At 42.5% G+C, this 16019-nt stretch carries 16 protein-coding genes; 8 read left to right on the top strand and 8 right to left on the bottom strand.

The genetic code is table 11. From position 1 onward, the window contains the following. Positions 1 to 263: 263 nt before the first annotated feature. From PQ469_RS28225 to PQ469_RS28210, 4 genes are read left to right on the top strand one after another with little or no spacing between them, the layout of a single operon-like run. Positions 264 to 695 (top strand): hypothetical protein, encoded by a 432-nt coding sequence (locus tag PQ469_RS28225; RefSeq protein WP_274210653.1) that lies wholly within the window; start codon positions 264 to 266, stop codon positions 693 to 695. A gap of 15 nt (positions 696 to 710) precedes the next feature. Continuing rightward, positions 711 to 1361 carry a hypothetical protein gene (locus tag PQ469_RS28220; RefSeq protein WP_274210652.1) on the top strand — a complete coding sequence of 217 codons (651 nt, stop codon included), beginning with the start codon at positions 711 to 713 and terminating at the stop codon, positions 1359 to 1361. Further along, complete coding sequence (locus PQ469_RS28215; RefSeq protein WP_274210651.1) at positions 1343 to 2122, top strand: sensor histidine kinase; 780 nt, start codon at positions 1343 to 1345, stop codon at positions 2120 to 2122. The genes PQ469_RS28220 and PQ469_RS28215 overlap by 19 nt, the downstream gene beginning before the upstream one ends. Next, positions 2115 to 2774: a response regulator transcription factor gene (locus PQ469_RS28210; RefSeq protein ID WP_274210650.1), complete on the top strand. Its 660-nt coding sequence runs from the start codon at positions 2115 to 2117 to the stop codon at positions 2772 to 2774. The genes PQ469_RS28215 and PQ469_RS28210 overlap by 8 nt, the downstream gene beginning before the upstream one ends. A gap of 217 nt (positions 2775 to 2991) precedes the next feature. Here the strand turns inward: PQ469_RS28210 and PQ469_RS28205 are convergent, their stop codons facing one another. The 4 genes from PQ469_RS28205 to PQ469_RS28185 all read right to left on the bottom strand — a co-directional run bounded on the left by PQ469_RS28205 (position 2992) and on the right by PQ469_RS28185 (position 7055). Further along, positions 2992 to 3924, bottom strand: a complete 933-nt coding sequence (locus PQ469_RS28205) for an RpnC/YadD family protein (protein ID WP_274210649.1) — start codon at positions 3922 to 3924, stop codon at positions 2992 to 2994. A gap of 199 nt (positions 3925 to 4123) precedes the next feature. Beyond that, positions 4124 to 5674, bottom strand: coding sequence for an Rne/Rng family ribonuclease (locus tag PQ469_RS28200; RefSeq protein ID WP_090651588.1), 1551 nt, complete (start codon positions 5672 to 5674; stop codon positions 4124 to 4126). A gap of 232 nt (positions 5675 to 5906) precedes the next feature. Continuing rightward, entirely contained in the window at positions 5907 to 6752 is an 846-nt protein-coding gene (locus PQ469_RS28190) for a tetratricopeptide repeat protein (RefSeq protein WP_274210648.1), read from the bottom strand. Positions 6753 to 6761: 9 nt separating this feature from the next. Continuing rightward, positions 6762 to 7055, bottom strand: coding sequence for an HU family DNA-binding protein (locus tag PQ469_RS28185; RefSeq protein ID WP_076378439.1), 294 nt, complete (start codon positions 7053 to 7055; stop codon positions 6762 to 6764). A 315-nt stretch (positions 7056 to 7370) separates the two neighbouring features. Between PQ469_RS28185 and mutY the strand changes: the two genes are divergently transcribed. From mutY to PQ469_RS28170, 3 genes are all read left to right on the top strand, one after another. Further along, positions 7371 to 8417 carry an A/G-specific adenine glycosylase gene (gene mutY / locus PQ469_RS28180; protein WP_274210647.1) on the top strand — a complete coding sequence of 349 codons (1047 nt, stop codon included), beginning with the start codon at positions 7371 to 7373 and terminating at the stop codon, positions 8415 to 8417. A 24-nt stretch (positions 8418 to 8441) separates the two neighbouring features. Beyond that, a complete protein-coding gene (locus PQ469_RS28175; protein WP_274210646.1) occupies positions 8442 to 8858 on the top strand; it encodes a single-stranded DNA-binding protein in 417 nt (138 codons plus the stop codon). Positions 8859 to 9002: 144 nt separating this feature from the next. Further along, positions 9003 to 10496 (top strand): serine hydrolase, encoded by a 1494-nt coding sequence (locus tag PQ469_RS28170; RefSeq protein ID WP_274210645.1) that lies wholly within the window; start codon positions 9003 to 9005, stop codon positions 10494 to 10496. Between the two features lie 66 nt (positions 10497 to 10562). Here the strand turns inward: PQ469_RS28170 and PQ469_RS28165 are convergent, their stop codons facing one another. The 3 genes from PQ469_RS28165 to PQ469_RS28155 are packed head-to-tail and all read right to left on the bottom strand — an operon-like array spanning position 10563 to position 13769. Then, positions 10563 to 11168, bottom strand: coding sequence for an ATPase (locus PQ469_RS28165; protein ID WP_274210644.1), 606 nt, complete (start codon positions 11166 to 11168; stop codon positions 10563 to 10565). Further along, a complete protein-coding gene (locus PQ469_RS28160; RefSeq protein WP_274210643.1) occupies positions 11169 to 11552 on the bottom strand; it encodes a hypothetical protein in 384 nt (127 codons plus the stop codon). Between the two features lie 33 nt (positions 11553 to 11585). After that, positions 11586 to 13769 carry a S9 family peptidase gene (locus tag PQ469_RS28155; protein WP_274210642.1) on the bottom strand — a complete coding sequence of 728 codons (2184 nt, stop codon included), beginning with the start codon at positions 13767 to 13769 and terminating at the stop codon, positions 11586 to 11588. A gap of 104 nt (positions 13770 to 13873) precedes the next feature. Here PQ469_RS28155 and PQ469_RS28150 point away from each other — a divergent pair, with 104 nt between their 5' ends. Continuing rightward, entirely contained in the window at positions 13874 to 15403 is a 1530-nt protein-coding gene (locus PQ469_RS28150) for a serine hydrolase (RefSeq protein ID WP_090651583.1), read from the top strand. Between the two features lie 137 nt (positions 15404 to 15540). On the opposite strand, the gene PQ469_RS28145 is transcribed toward PQ469_RS28150, so the two are convergent. Next, positions 15541 to 15822 (bottom strand): hypothetical protein, encoded by a 282-nt coding sequence (locus tag PQ469_RS28145; protein ID WP_090651582.1) that lies wholly within the window; start codon positions 15820 to 15822, stop codon positions 15541 to 15543. Positions 15823 to 16019 lie beyond the last annotated feature (197 nt).

The following is a 16019-nucleotide window of genomic DNA, read 5'->3' as shown; positions in this document are numbered from 1 at the left end:
GACCTTAAATTCAACGTACGATTTCTGCGTAGTTTTTTAAAAACAAGCGCCTATACGATAGGTATGGCGCTGTAAAATTAGGCGGGTTCCGGATACGCTTTTTAGTGTACAATGGCGGTAATATGCTACCGTATTTTTACGGTGATAAAAGGGGGTTTAATACCATTGGCTAAAATTTAATGTAATTGCAACTTGCACAAGCATTTACAATAAATTACATTTAGATAATTAACAACTTAAATCACAATTAAACAATCAAAATTATGCCAGTAAAATTAAACGACGACTTAGGTGCTCCGGGCAATCAGCCAATTATTCCAGCCGCAATCAAGGTAATGGTTGATAATTACAGGAGCACTATGCCCGCAGGGGATGCAAAATCAGCCTGGGTGAGCATTTCTGAGGTATTGGAATTAATTGCCCAAAACAATGCAAATGGTATCAGGATTTATTATGGCCGCCATGGTGACGACGATGCCGATTATCCGCGCAAACACAATGTTATTTTGGTAGCAACCCGAGACGCTATACATCCAGAGAACCCCTCGCCGGAAAACAGCAACGATTTATTGAATTATGACGCAAACAAAGGGCCTGTAGATAGCATTACTCTGGGCAGATTTTCTGGCCTGGGCGATGATGTTATACCGTTATGCCCTCCCCATTGTCCTTTGGTTACTTCTTTGTTGAGTTAATTTAAAAACAATCGAATGGACGAAATTATAATCGGTTCAATCCCATTGCTAATTGCATTCGGCGTATCGCTTATCCGTTACAAAAAGCTGGAGCCACGGTGGCTTCGGCTTTTTACGTATTTTTTGCTGGCTACTTTTTTAATACAAACAGTAGGTTATCTTTATTCTGCATTATTAAAAAAAAGCAACCATTTTATCTTTAATTGCTATACACTTTTTGAGTTCGAATTTTTATTCGTTGTTTTTTTTAAAGCACTCGGCCGGAAAATCTTTAAGAACATAGTAATTTTCATTGCCCTGACTTTTACATTGGTCTACATCTATGAGGTTTTTATTCAGGGCCATTTTTTCATCTATAGTCCTTTTGCAAGCAACGCCGGCAAGTTTCTTACTTTGCTTTGTTGTATGTTATATCTTACAGAACTTTTAATGGCTGATGAATATGTTAGTTTCTTTAGAACCCCAATGTTCTGGATAGCAACCGGAATTATGATAGCAGCGGTAGGAGATTTTCTTTATTTATGTTTCTTCGATTATATAATTACAAATAAACTTGATCCCGAAGGGCGCGTATACGGTATCATCACTACATCGCTTAGCGTAATAGAATACGGTTTTTTTACGATTGGCTTCTTATGTAAAAAAACATGGATAAAGAACAAGTAATATTTTCCATTTGCTTCGTCACTATTTTACTGTTGCTATTGTTAGGCTTCCTTTTTTTTGTGGTTTTATTGCAGCGGGCCAAAAGCAACAGGTTTATTAACGAGCGGGAAACAATGAAGACGAACTTTAACGAACAGCTGCTAAAATCGCAGCTGGAAATACAGGAACAAAGCTTCGATACCATCAGCATGGAAATTCATGACAACGTTGGGCAAACGTTAAGTGTATTAAAAGTGCAACTGAATATTATGGACCAACAGGAGGTTATGAACAAAACCTTGTTGGCCGAAGCCAAACAAAACGTTAGCAAAGCCATGACCGATTTGCGTGATATTGCCAAAAGCCTGAGCCCCGAGCGTGTTTTGTTTTCAGATTTACCCGAGATGGTAAAGCACGAATTACAACGAATAAGCCAAACCGGTATCATACGGGTTTCGCTTAATAGCACAGGGGATGAACGGGTTATAAAAAACGAAAAAAAGCTCATTTTATTCCGCATGATGCAGGAGAGTTTTCAAAACGTGATCAAGCACGCCAATGCCACGGATGTAACCGTTAATTTTACATATGATACTGATAATTTGAAAATTGAAATAACCGATAACGGAAAAGGATTTGACAGCCAATCATCAACCTGTAAACAGCATGGGCTTGGCCTGCAAAATATTGTAAAGCGCGCGGCAATTATAGGTGGTAAAGCCATAATTGAGAGCGGGGCAGATATAGGGACAACAATTACCATTATTACACCTTATGAGTGAAAAAATAAAAATAGCAATAGTTGATGACCATGCGCTTTTCAGAAAAAGCCTTACGGTTTTGATCAATCTTTTTGCAAACTATCATGTTTCATGTGATGCCTCAAACGGCAAGGATTTTATAGCACAATTAAAACCGGGCAACCTGCCAGATATTGTTTTAATGGATATAAACATGCCTGTTATGGATGGATATGCCACCACGGCCTGGCTACGGGCCAATTATCCTGCAATAAAAACACTTGCACTTAGTACGATGGATGCCGAAGCGGCGATTATTAAAATGATTAAAAGCGGCGCAAAGGGATATGTACTAAAAGATGCCGACCCCGCCGAATTAAAGCTGGCTTTTGATGAACTAACCACCCGGGGATACTTTTACAATGAACTGGTAACACGCAAAGTCATGAACTCGGTAATGCAATTAACCGAAGCAAAAAACAGCGCCGGCCTTTTTGCAAAATTATCCGACAGGGAGATTGAATTTTTAAAACTTACCTGCACCGAGTTTACTTACAAGGAAATAGCCGACAAACTATTTGTGAGCGTACGCACTGCAGAGGGTTACCGCGATATACTTTGCGAAAAACTGGAACTTAAAACGCGGGTAGGGCTGGCCATGTATGCCATAAAAAACAACCTGGTTACTTTATAAAGCTTCAATCGGGCTTAATATTAAGCTTAAACCGACAGGGAAATTGTGTTGAAGTTTTTCAGGATAAAGCTCCCGCTTGCTGTTCAATTGTGTAAGTTGATAAGTTTTGGGGGACTCAATAACGGATAGTTAAAATTTAATGACGATGGATTAAAGCCAATTATGGTTAACCGTTGTACTATAAGTAACGGCCTTTTTAGCATTTACAGTGGCTTGCTTATAATTTTTCTATTTCCTCAGCCGAAAGCCCGGTGAATTTTTCGATCTGGGCAACCGGCATGGCTTCTTTTTTCATTTCACGGGCAATGGCTATAGCTTTTGCTTTTTCACCTTCATTTCTGCCTTTTCTCTCACCCTTTCTCTCACCCTTTCTCTCGCCTTTTTTCTCAGCCCTGTCTAATAAAAGTTCTTCGATGCCCATGGTGTTGCTCCTTCCTGTTAAAATTTCTACCTGTTGCTCAAATTTAGTGTTTATATCCTGATTTTCAAAGCGTATGTAATACCTCAAAAAATTCATCAGTACCCTTATCTTTTCTTTCGCTATCTGTTTGGCCAGTAATAGCCTGGTCAGGTTAAGCTTTAAGTTCAGCAATAGTTCGTCACGCTCCCTGCTGCTTTTCAGGTCTTTGCCTGCTAGCGCCGCCTTTGCAGTAAGCACCACCAGGGCAAAAGGGTTATCACTGGCTTTCAGCGCTTCATCGCTTTGGCTGGCTATTTTGTAGGTATTAAAGGTATAACGTAAGCTCGTGCCCATAAAGTCTATCGCAAAATGATCGGGCCTTACTTTTGTATTGGCTTCGGTAAATATGGCGTAGGCAACTATTGGCTTTTGATACTTATCCAGTATGCGGTAAAAATAGGTGTACATGCGGCTGGCAAAATCTTTTTGATATTGGCCCTGCACTTCCACATGCACCAAAATCCATTCTTCTTTGCCTGCTTTGGTAAATACCTTAACCAGCTTATCGATCACTTTTGGCGAGTACTCGTTGTTTTCGGGCGGGAAAACCTGTTCCAGCTCTTTATCCAGGAATTCGAAACCTTTATCAAAGTCGAAAACCTCTGCAGCTTCAGGATTAAGAAAACACAAAAAATCGTCAAAAACATCTTCCAGGATCCCTTTCCAAAGAATGTCGTCTTTTCTTCTCATTAAGCAATAATAAAAATAAAAAGTCCGGTTTATTAAAGCTTAATAAAGAAAAACGCGGTCCCCTGTTAAATTTAAAGCTTAAACAGAGGCGCCCTCCCCAAAAAAAATGTGCAGGTGTTTTATCAACATCTGCACATCTGTAACCGGCCTTTCATCTCTCAAACATCTGCACATTTGAAATCTGAAATCTGCACATTTTTTATAATTTGATCTCTTCGTCTTTTGAGGAGAAGAAGTGAAATTCGGTAATCTGGTAAGCAGGATTGCTTTTAACCTTAATCCACTGTCCGTATTTCAGGAACCATTTCATTTGGCGGGTATAAATACCCTGTTTAATATAAGCTTCAATATATGGGTGCACAGATAGGGTGATGCCCTTTTCGTTTTGCTCGTCCAATATATAATTGAAGTTATTTTCAATGTCGTCCATCAGCAAAATGGTTGGCCTAATGGTACCGGTACCATTACATGTAGGGCACACTTCGCTGGTTACAATATTCATTTCGGGCCTTACACGCTGGCGGGTAATTTGCACCAGCCCAAATTTACTCGGCGGTAAAATGGTGTGCTTTGCCCTGTCAAGCTGCATTTCGGCACGCAGGTGGTCAAACAGCTCTTTGCGGTTTTGGGGCTTGTGCATATCAATAAAATCGATAACCACAATGCCGCCCATATCGCGCAGGCGTAGCTGGCGGGCAATTTCTTTAGCCGCTTCTTTGTTCACCTGGTAGGCGTTCTCTTCCTGGTTTTCCTTACTGGCTGTGCGGTTACCGCTGTTTACGTCAATAACGTGCAACGCTTCGGTATGCTCAATTACCAGGTAGGCCCCACCGGCAAGATTTACAGTTTTACCAAAGGCCCCTTTAATCTGCTTATCAACGCCAAAATGCTCAAATATAGGCTCCTTATGCTTATGCATGCGCACTATACTTTCCATATCCGGCGAAATCTCGTGGATGTACGACCGAATTTCTTCGAACATACTGTTATCATTTACGTAGATGTGCTGAAAATCGGGGTTCAATATATCCCTAAGGATAGTTGATGTACGCCCAATTTCGCCCAAAACCTTTTTAGATGGTTCGATAGACGGCAACCTGGTAATAAATGCTTCCCACTTTGATATCAGATCAAGCAAGTCTTTCTGTAATTCCTCAACGCCCTTGCTTTCAGATACCGTACGGATAATTACGCCAAAATGCTTTGGCTTAATACTTTCAACAACCTTGCGCAAGCGATTACGCTCTGTGTTACTTTTTATTTTTTTGGAGATAGAGATGGCTTCCGAAAACGGAACCAGTACTACATATCGCCCTGCGATAGAAAGATCAGAACTTAAGCGCGGCCCTTTGGTTGATATAGGTTCTTTGGCTATTTGTACAGGTATAAGCTGGCCTTTTGTCAACAGGTCAGAAATCTTTCCGCCCTTATTGATATCGGCTTCCAGCTTAAAGCCGTCCAACAGCTTTGACTGATATCCCCCGCTACGTACTTGCTTGGTTAGCTTAAGCAGGCTTTGCACCTGCGGCCCCAAATCAAGATAATGCAAAAAGGCATCCTTCTCGTAGCCTACATCCACAAAAGCGGCATTTAAACTGGGCATTATTTTTTTAATACGCCCAAGGTAAATATCACCAACAGTATAATTGTTGCTGATTTGCTCTTTATGAAGCTCTACAAGTTGTTTGTCCTGTAATAATGCAATGGTAGCCCCATTGGGGGATGAATCGATAATTAATTCTTTTATCAACTGCTACTCCATTTCTTAAAACGGTAAACACCGTATGTAAATAAGAGGGTAAAAAACACTCATAATAAAAAGTACCCACCTTTAAAAAAGGCGGGTAAAATCTGCTTTGGTTATCGCAGCCTATTTCTTTTTATGTCTGTTTTTTCTCAAACGTTTTTTACGTTTGTGGGTAGCCATTTTGTGTCTTTTACGTTTTTTACCGCTGGGCATAATAATAATTTTTAAATGTTGATTACTTCTTTAATTCGTTTATATCGTCATCAATACGTTGCACAAATGCTTGATCCGGCACCATACTTTTGCACTTTTGGTAAGCCTCAATGGCTTCCTTTTTCATGCCCAGTTGCTTATAGCTTTCGGCCAGGTAAAACTCCGGCTCAAGCTCTGTTTTTTGGGCAAGCAATGTTTTAAACCTTGCAACTGCTTTTTCAAATTGGCCCGATTTCATGGCAAACATTCCTAAATTAAGGTTGGCGCTCCAGTTATTCGGGTCCTTTTTTACTACTTCAAGCAGCAAGGCTATCCCCTGCATAGGTGCGCCTGCGCCATTTACGTACGCTACGCCTAATCCTGTTTTGCCTGCAAGGCTTTCAGGTTGTAACTTTAAGGCATTTTGAAAAGCCTCGGCAGCGTTGCTTACAAAAGCGGGCTGCAATAAAGTATCCTGGGTAAGTTTGTATGCATCGTTAAAACGGCCACCTGCATTTAACCAATCCTCGGCTTTGTTATTTTTCCGGGCCAGGGCCTGGTAGTAAAACGCCGCGGGTGCGGGTTGGTTATCATCGTCCCACTGTTTGGCAAGTTGCAGCTGCAACTTATCGGCATCAGCGCCCGATGCAGTTTTCAATTGCCCTTCAAGGTCATTTATCTTTGCTGCCAATGCTGCCCCAATTGCTGCTTTGGCGGGCTCAGATACCATATCAACCGTTACTGTTGTAACAGCTTTACGGCTGTTAAGTACCGTTGTTTTATCGCTTTTGGCCTCTTTAGGTTTTATTAAACCTTTAACAGGTAAATAATACAAATAGCCCATAACAGCAACTATTGCTACACTAACGGCTATTTGTTTCTTATACATATTTTAAAATTATTTGCTGGTTTTGTTGCCTGTTTTCACTTTTTCAACAAAAGTTTTTGCTGGTTTAAAGCTTGGCACAAAATGCTCTGGAATAATGATGGCAGTATTTTTTGAAATGTTACGTGCTGTCTTTTTTGCTCTTTTCTTTACTACAAAACTACCGAATCCTCTGACGTAAACATTTTCGCCACCTACCATTGAGCTTTTAACAACTTTAAAAAACGCCTCAACAGTTTCCTGCACGTCTACTTTCTCGATACCTGTCTTAGATGAGATTTCAGTTATAATTTCTGCCTTAGTCATGTCTAATTTTTCTTATTTAATTATATAAATACTTAACTGTTTTGGGGTTGCAAAAGTATCGCTTTAATATTTAAGTGCGAAATATTTAACAGTTTTTTTTTACCCAGTACCTAAAACGCACATTTTCGTTACAAAGTATAGACAATCAAGGGCAAAAGGCTTTATTTTTAGGTGAAAGGTAAAAGGCGAAAGGTTTTTAAGCCCGTTACCCTCTCAACCGCAGCTATCTTTTACCTTTCGTCTTTTCCTTTTATTCTCCCCTCAACCGCAGCTACCTTTTACCTTTCCCCTTTATCCTCATTAACTTTACCCCCAATGAACTTTACCGACGAACTGGTACAATGGTACCTTGCAAACAAGCGCGACCTGCCCTGGCGTAATACTACCGATGCTTATACCATATGGCTGTCAGAAATTATTTTGCAGCAAACCCGGGTTGAGCAGGGTTTGCCATACTTTAACCGCTTTGTTGAAAAGTACCCAACAGTGACCGATTTTGCGGCCGCCAGCGAGGATGAAGTGCTTAAACTTTGGCAGGGCCTTGGCTACTACTCGCGTGGCCGTAATATGCTTAAAACCGCACGGCTGGTGCAGCAAATGTACAATGGCGTGTTCCCCAAAACCTACAACGAATTAATTAAACTAAAAGGCATCGGCGAGTACACAGCCGCCGCCATTGCCTCCTTTTCATCAAACGAGGCCAAGGCCGTTGTTGATGGTAATGTGTGCAGGGTGCTGGCGCGATATTTTGGAATTGATGAAGCCATTAATTCCGCCGGCGGTAAAAAAACTTTCCAGTCGCTTGCAACAGATTTGCTTAATAAGAAAAATGCAGCATTGCATAACCAGGCCATGATGGAATTTGGGGCGATGCTTTGTAAACCTAAAAACCCGGCCTGCGGCGTTTGCCCCGTACATATGGGATGCGCCGCTTTTTTAAACAACGCAACTACAGCTTTGCCGGTAAAATTAAAAACCGTAAAAGTGCGCGAACGCTTTTTTAATTACTTTTTAATCACCGATGGCCAAACCGTTTTAATGAATAAAAGAGGCGATAAAGACATATGGGCCAATATGTACGATTTGCCCATGATTGAAACCGCATCATTATTACCGGCACACGAACTGGCAAAACTGCCCGGGGTGACCGGTATTTTTGGCGATAAACTGAACATTATAGAAGATACCCCCGTAATAAAACACATCCTTACCCACCAGCGGTTATTTGTGCGGATGATTAAAACCGATAATTTCCCATCCGTATTGAACCAAAACTGGGCTTATATCCCCGTGAAAACCCTGCATGAATTGGCACTTCCGAAGGTCATTTTTATATTAATAAAAAATATTTTTAATTTATAAAAGAATTTTTCGTTATTTTATGGCATGTCTGGAATTAATAAAGTTATCCTTGTCGGCCATTTAGGCAAGGACCCTGAATTGCGTACATTAGATGGCGGAGTATCGGTAACAAGCTTTCCGTTAGCCACTTCTGAAACATTTAACAAGGATGGCCGCAAGATAGAGCAAACCGAGTGGCACAATATTGTAATGTGGCGCGGCCTTGCAGATATGGCCGCAAAATTTTTACAAAAAGGCAAACTGGTTTATATAGAAGGCAAACTGCGCACACGCTCGTTTGAAGATAAAGACGGCATTAAAAAGTACACTACCGAAGTAGTTGCCGAAAACTTTACCATGCTTGGTCGCAAAAGCGATTTTGAGGCCGAGGGGCCAAAGACTGTAAAACACGGTGAACAGGTAACGTACGCAGACGACGACGACCTGCCAGCTGCATACTAAAATCAACATTTTAGCCAAATTATAATCACTACCCTTTGCACTTAAAGCAAGGGGTATTTTTTGTGCTTTTTATTTAGATAGCAGCAGCGGGCCAAGTTATATTTTATCGCTATATTGAGTGCAGAAAACCTTTAGCCCAAAATCATGAAACTCTTAAAATGCCTGCTATTTATATGCCTTGCCCCCGCCATTGCATTTGCGCAAACCAACCCCAATATTCAGGAGTTTGACAACTACGTGCAGCAGGCCGTTACCGACTGGCATGTGCCGGGCCTGGCCATAGCAGTAGTTAAAGATGGCAAGGTAATATTTGCCAAAGGCTATGGCGTACGTGAACTGGGCAAGCCCGATAAGGTTGATGCGCAAACTATTTTTGCTATTGCATCAACAACCAAGGCTATGACCGCCGCCTGTGCAGCCATGCTTGTTGACGAAGGTAAACTGCATTGGGATGATAAGGTAACAGATTACCTGCCCGGTTTTCAGCTATATGACCCCTACGTAACCCGCGAACTAACCGTACGCGATTTATTTTTGCACGATACCGGCGTGGGCAATACAGATTATTTATGGGCCTACATGAACATTCCGGCTGATGAGATGCTTCGCCGTTTGCGCCTGGTAAAACCAGAATATGGCTTCAGGGCCGGCTTTGTGTACCAGAACATATTTTATGTAACCGCTGGTAAAGTGATTGAAAAAGCCAGCGGCATGCCCTGGCAAGATTTTGTACAGAAAAGGATTTTTACACCGCTAAAAATGATACGTTCTGTACCCACCTTTAGCAAAATCAAAGGAGTACCCAACCAATCATCAGCACACATTAAGGCTGATAGTAGTATTGTTGTAGCCCAAAAGGATGTTACGGATGCCATTAGCCCGGCCGGTGGGGTATGGTCGAGCGTAGAGGATATGGCCAAATGGGTTAATTGCATGCTGGATAGCACCAAGTATAGCGGCAGCCAGCGCCTGCTTAAACCCGAAAGCTGGGCCATGATGCTTAAACCGCAAACCTTTGTCCCCGAGAGTGAATTTTACCCCACAGCCCGTGTTACCAAACCCCATTGGATAACTTACGGACTGGGCTGGTTTCAGCAGGATTACCAGGGGCAAAAAGTTGATTTTCATACCGGCAGCTTAACCGGCCTCGTTGCCATAAACGGAATGATTGTCGATAAAAAGGTAGGCGTATACATACTGGCCAACCTTGACCACGCCGAATTGCGTCACGCCCTGATGTTTAAAGCCTTTGATTTTTTTGCATTAGGCGGCAACCGCGACTGGAGCAAGGAATTCTTAGCACTTTATGGAGATATCCTTGCCAAACGGCAAAAATCAACCAAAGAATATGAAGCCAAGCGGGTGATGGGCACCCATCCTACACTTGACTTGAAAGCCTATGCCGGCACCTACTCCGATCCGCTTTACGGAACTGTGGTAATAACAGCCGCAGCCGATAAACTAACTTTCAACATCAACAATTTTATAACCGCCGAAGCCACCTGCTGGAACTATGACACTTTTGTTGGCCCATACGCACGCAAGGAGTACGGCAAACTTGGCGCTACATTTAACATTGATGAACTGGGCAAAGTAAGCACGGTTAATGTGGATGGGATGTTACTGACGAGGCGGTGAAGATGATCATTTGAAGGCAGAAATTTTGCTAAAATGAGAAACTGTTGATTTACTGCATCTAATAATTTATTTTTTCAATTTCAACCCAAATTGTTTTGCCCATTCAGGCAATTCAATTATTTCCTCCACGATTTCGCCTCCCACAACAGTCATTAAAGGTGTCATTTTTATTAATTCGCCTGGTGCCTGAAAGTTCTGATAAAGGTGAACAGATGTAAAACTCTTATAAAAAAGGCCGAGGTTTAGAAGGCTATATTGGTAATTATAATTTATATTTTCAACGCTAACACTGTGCCCGCCTTTTGCTACTCTCAAATTTACCCGATCAATACTTGCTTCCACCGAGTCCAGGCCCATAAATATAAGCCTTGTCTCGTATCCTTTAACTGCAAATTGTTTAACGGAGTCTATTACTTCGGCAGTGCGGAAATTTGTTTCAAAAGCTGCGTCAGCACCTTTACTTATAACTTCAAGCTTCCATGCGGGAAAAATATTATCATTGACCGACATCCGGATATAATCTTCATCAAGGTCATAAAAGGTTCTTTTTAATTTCAGGAATTCGACATCTCCATCGAAAATACTCGTCCCAGGAGCTATCATTTCTGCAGACAAGCTACTTTTGCCGGCTCCATTTGGCCCGGCAAAAACATATAGCTGCGGTTTATTCACTTAAGAAAATGTTTTAACAGTATAAACCTTACCTGTTTGGGAGTTAACCCGGACTAACTCTTTACGATTATGATATTCATGAATAAGCAAGTCGTTACTAACACAAAGTTCATCGCGATAGCTATTATATAGCCCAAGATTTAAATTCTCTCGTTGTATATTTTTGATTTGCTTTTTCAGCAATGAAGATTGTTCCGTTAGCGAACGCTCAAAAATTGGTTTAAACTTCCCCATGGCTCTAAGAGTTTTTATTGTTAAGCTAAGCCAATCAAAATTACAAATAAAAAAACTAATTTCAATATCGATATGCCCCTTGCGCATGAGGAAATACCCCAAACAATCAAACTTATAAAACAAAACGCCAGGTAACAAAGTCATAAACATGTAACCCGGCGTTTTTAATACCAAACCTACATCCTATCTCCCACCCGGCGGGCAATGCTCTTTCAAATATTTGGTGAACATGGTGTGCAGGTGCAGGCTGGTGCCCGGGCCTTCAAAAATACCGTGGGTACGGTTGGGGTATGCCATTAGTTCAAACTGGCGGTTGTATTTAACCAGCTCGTTAATCAATTCTTCGGCGTTTTTGTAATGTACGTTATCATCGCCTGTGCCATGTATGTACAGCAGGTTACCGCGCAGGTTCTTGGCATAAGTAATTGGCGATCCTTTGATAAATGCCGCCCTGCCTTCGTCATTAACCGGTACGCCCATGTAGCGTTCCTGGTAAATGTTATCATAAGTTAACTGGTCGCCTACCGCTGCTACAGCTATCCCTGTTTTGTAAATCTCGGGGTATTGGAACATCAGGTTAAGGGTTGATGAACCGCCGCCGCTCCAGCCGTGTACTGCAATGCGGGAGGAATCAACAAAAGGCCATTTCAGAATCTCTTTGGCTGCCATGGCCTGGTCGCGAATGTTGATGATGCCAATATTTTTATAGATAGCCTTGCGCCATGCTGTTCCTTTAGGTGCCGGTGCGCCACGCCCTTCAACAGACATGTAGATGTAGCCATCGTCGGCCATACTGCCTACGTATAAGCCATTACGGCCGGTGCCCCAGGTATCAGTTACTGTTTGGCCGGCGGGCTCGCCGTAAACGGTAAATACAACCGGGTATTTTTTATTCGGATCAAAATTGGTTGGCTTCATCATCCAGCCGTCCATTTCAATGCCATCAACAGTTTTTACTTTGAAAAACTCTGGTTTATTTTTAGCGTCTTTATTAACAGCAATCACGTTGCCGCCAATATGCTTGTGATTGGGCAGGCTTACCACTTCGCTTGTAGGCGGGGTATAGCTATTGCTAAAATTATGCAGCGCCACTTTTCCGTTAGGCGAAATATCGTAACCATGGGTACCGGGCTGATCAGCAGGCGAAACACGTTCGGCCTTGCCACCGGCCAGTTTTATGCGGTATAAATATTTCTGGGTAGCATTATCCGGCGAAGCCATAAAATAAATATAGCCACCGGCCTCGTCAATAAGGCTTACGGTAATTACATCATAATCGCCCTTGGTAAGCAGGGTTTCTTTACCCTCGCGGCTCACGCGGTAAATGTGTTTCCAGCCGTCCTTTTCGCTTACCCATAAAAAGTCTTTGCCTTTGTTTATCCATTCCCAGCCAATTGGGTCGCCATTGTTCCAGCGCTCTTTGCCGTCAATCCATGAGTTGCTTTTTTCCTCACGGATAAGGCGGGTTGTGCCGTTTGATATATTGCCGATAAATACGCGGCTTTCTGTTTGGGCGCGGTTCAGTTGCTCAACAATAATTTCGTTAGGGCTTAAAGTCCATTCCATACGGGGGATATAGTGCTGCACGTTATCGCCGGGAATATCCATCCATTTGGTGGTAGCAGTGCTGACATCAACCACCCCAATTTTTGCCGAACTTGGGTCTTCGCCCGCCACAGGATATTCTACCGGTACCACAAACGGATATATCGAGTCGGTTGTGTTCAGCATATAATAGCTTTTAATTTTGGTAGCATCTATCTTCCAGTAAGCTATATTGCGGCTATCGGGCGACCAGCGAAAACCATCGCGGCAGCCAAACTCCTCTTCGTATGCCCAATCAAAAGTGCCGTTAATAACGTGAGTACTGCCGTCGGTAGTCAGTTGCTTAACATCGCCGCTGGCCAGGTCTTCTACATAAATATTATGGCCGCTTACGTAAGCAGCTTTAGTTGCATCGGGCGATAGTTTGGCAAACATCAATGACGATTCGGGCAGATTTTTGCCTAATTGCCACAGCTTTTGCGTGCCGGTATCAAACACCCAATAATCGCCACGGGTATCATAGCGCCATACTTTTTTGGTATTGGTGTTAATGAGCACTTTTTTTCCATCGTCAGATATGGTAAACCTTTTTACACCAATAGGTGTTTTGCCTTTGGGTGTAAGCATAGCAGCACTTATCCAAACTGTTTTTTTGCTGCTGTCGCGGGTGTCGTAAACGGTAATTTCGCCGCCCGTTGTTTTATAATACTGATAGCCATCATTGGCCCAGTGTGTAGGTGCGCGTTGCGCTTTAGCCAGGTTATTGTTTAGAATAAACAGAACGATTAACAGGAACGACCAGCCTGAACGGTAAAATTTCATATAAAATACTTTGAATAATGAATGCGGCATTATTTTAAAAATAAGCAATGCCGCCGTAAATTTTGCGTTAAATTAGCACATTCGCCAAGCATAAAACCAGTGTAATGAAAAAAATACTTCTACTTATTGTTCTCTTTGTTTCATTAGTTACTGTTACCCAGGCCCAACGCGCCAACCGGAGCAAGTTTATAAGCGATAGCCTTGACCTGTATGTAAGCCGAGCCCTAACCAACTGGCGCATCCCGGGCGTAGCTGTTTGTATTGTTAAAGACAATAAGATTGTGCTGATGAAAGGTTACGGCATTAAGGAACTTGGCCTGCCAAACCTGGTGGACGTAAACACCTTATTTATGATAGGCAGCAATACCAAAGCCTTTACGGCTACTGCCCTGGCCATACTGCAAAGCAGCGGCAAACTTTCGTTAGATGATAAGGTAACCAAATACATCCCGGAGTTTAAGCTTGATAATAAACTTGCCGGCGAGCAGGCCATTGTACGCGACTTATTGTGCCACCGCCTTGGGCTGCAAACCTTCCAGGGCGATTTTACTTTTTACAATACCAACCTTAGCCGCGAAGAAATTATTCAAAAGCTGGGGCAAATTAAGGCACCTTATCCTTTCCGCACCAAATGGGGCTATACCAATTCGGCATTTTTAACGGCCGGCCAAATTATCCCGAGAGTAACCGGCAAACCCTGGGAAGTTTACCTGAAAGAAAACATTTTTGCCCCGCTGGGCATGAGCAACACCCTTGCCCTTACGGCCGAAATGCCCAAATCAATAAACCGTACCGTACCACATACCTTAAATGATGGCCGGCTAACCGCTATACCTTATTGCCAGATAGATGGGCTTGCGCCGGCCGGTGCTATCAGCTCGTCGGTAAATGACATGAGCAAGTGGGTTATGGCATTGCTGAATGACGGCAAAGTTGGCAACAGGCAGGTAATTCCGGCGGCGGCGATACAGGCCACCCGGCAACCACAGGATATTGTAGGCAGCGAACACCACTTAAATGGCGAAAACAATTTTGAACTATACGGGTTGGGCTGGTTTATACAGGATTACTCGGGCCACCGGCTGGTGATGCACGATGGCGGGGTAAACGGATATTTATCTTCGGTGACATTATCTCCGCAAGACCACCTGGGCATTGTCATTTTAACCAATACCGATCAGAACCAGTTTTTTGAAGCCCTGCGCTGGGAAATATTAGATGCTTATTTTGGCCAGGGATACCGCAATTATAGTGATACTTACCTGGCTAATTACAAAACCCGCGCCACTGCCGACCAGGCCACAGATAAAAAGCTGCGCGATTCGGTGTTGTTAAACCTGCGCCCTGCCTTACCCGCCGAAAACTATACCGGCAAATATACCAACAGCCTTTACGGCAGCATGACTGTAACCCAGGGCGAGAATAACGACCTCGAGATGCGTTTTGAACACCATCCTAAAATGTTTGCCAAACTGCAACCTTTAGGTGGCAACCGCTACTACGTAACCTTTTCAGATCCTACTTTAGGCAAGGCGGTGTTCCCCTTTACCGTTCAAAACGGCCGGGTAACCGGCGTACGGGTTAAAGTAGCCGATTTTGTGGAGCGTAATCCTTATGATTTTAAGAAGGAGTGATATGGAGAATAGTGAATAGAGAACGGTGAGTGGTTAAATGCGGCCTATTTTAAGATTAGGCCAACATAAACTGGTTATCAATTACAACCAACTCAATCAACCACTCACCCAATCAACTATTCACCAAAACACCAACCCTAAAACTTCAAATTCGACTTAAGCCAAACCTGAACATCTTCCTGGGTAAATATTTCGGCGGGTAATTTATCGTGAATAAGTTTTTCCATTTTGTTGCCCGTATTCGCAAAACGGTAATCCCACAATATCATCAGTTTGTTTATCAGGTAAACAACTTCGTTGCCTTCATCTTTTGCAAACGGGGTTGCATCTGGTTTGCCGTTTACGCGTGGATCATTTTGGGTATAATTAGTCCATTTGTAATCGGTATAATGCAGGTTTCGCTTCGAAAAAAGGATCATGAGCTTAAAGAATTTCTTTAAAGGTACGGATAATTAACCCGGTATTTGGCGATAGCCCATTTTATATGCGCCTAATCATTAAAATAAAGTTAACAAATTGCGGTAGTACATAGCTTATAGTAACGTCGTTAGCAAGCTTTAACAGGCGGTAACATTATTTCTTGCATTTTAAATTTTGGATACCTCCCTATTGTCAT

Source organism: Mucilaginibacter sp. KACC 22773, assembly GCF_028736215.1.
Taxonomy (GTDB): domain Bacteria; phylum Bacteroidota; class Bacteroidia; order Sphingobacteriales; family Sphingobacteriaceae; genus Mucilaginibacter.
The sequence above is the reverse complement of the archived record's forward strand: the minus strand, read 5'-3'. Positions and strand labels throughout refer to the sequence as shown.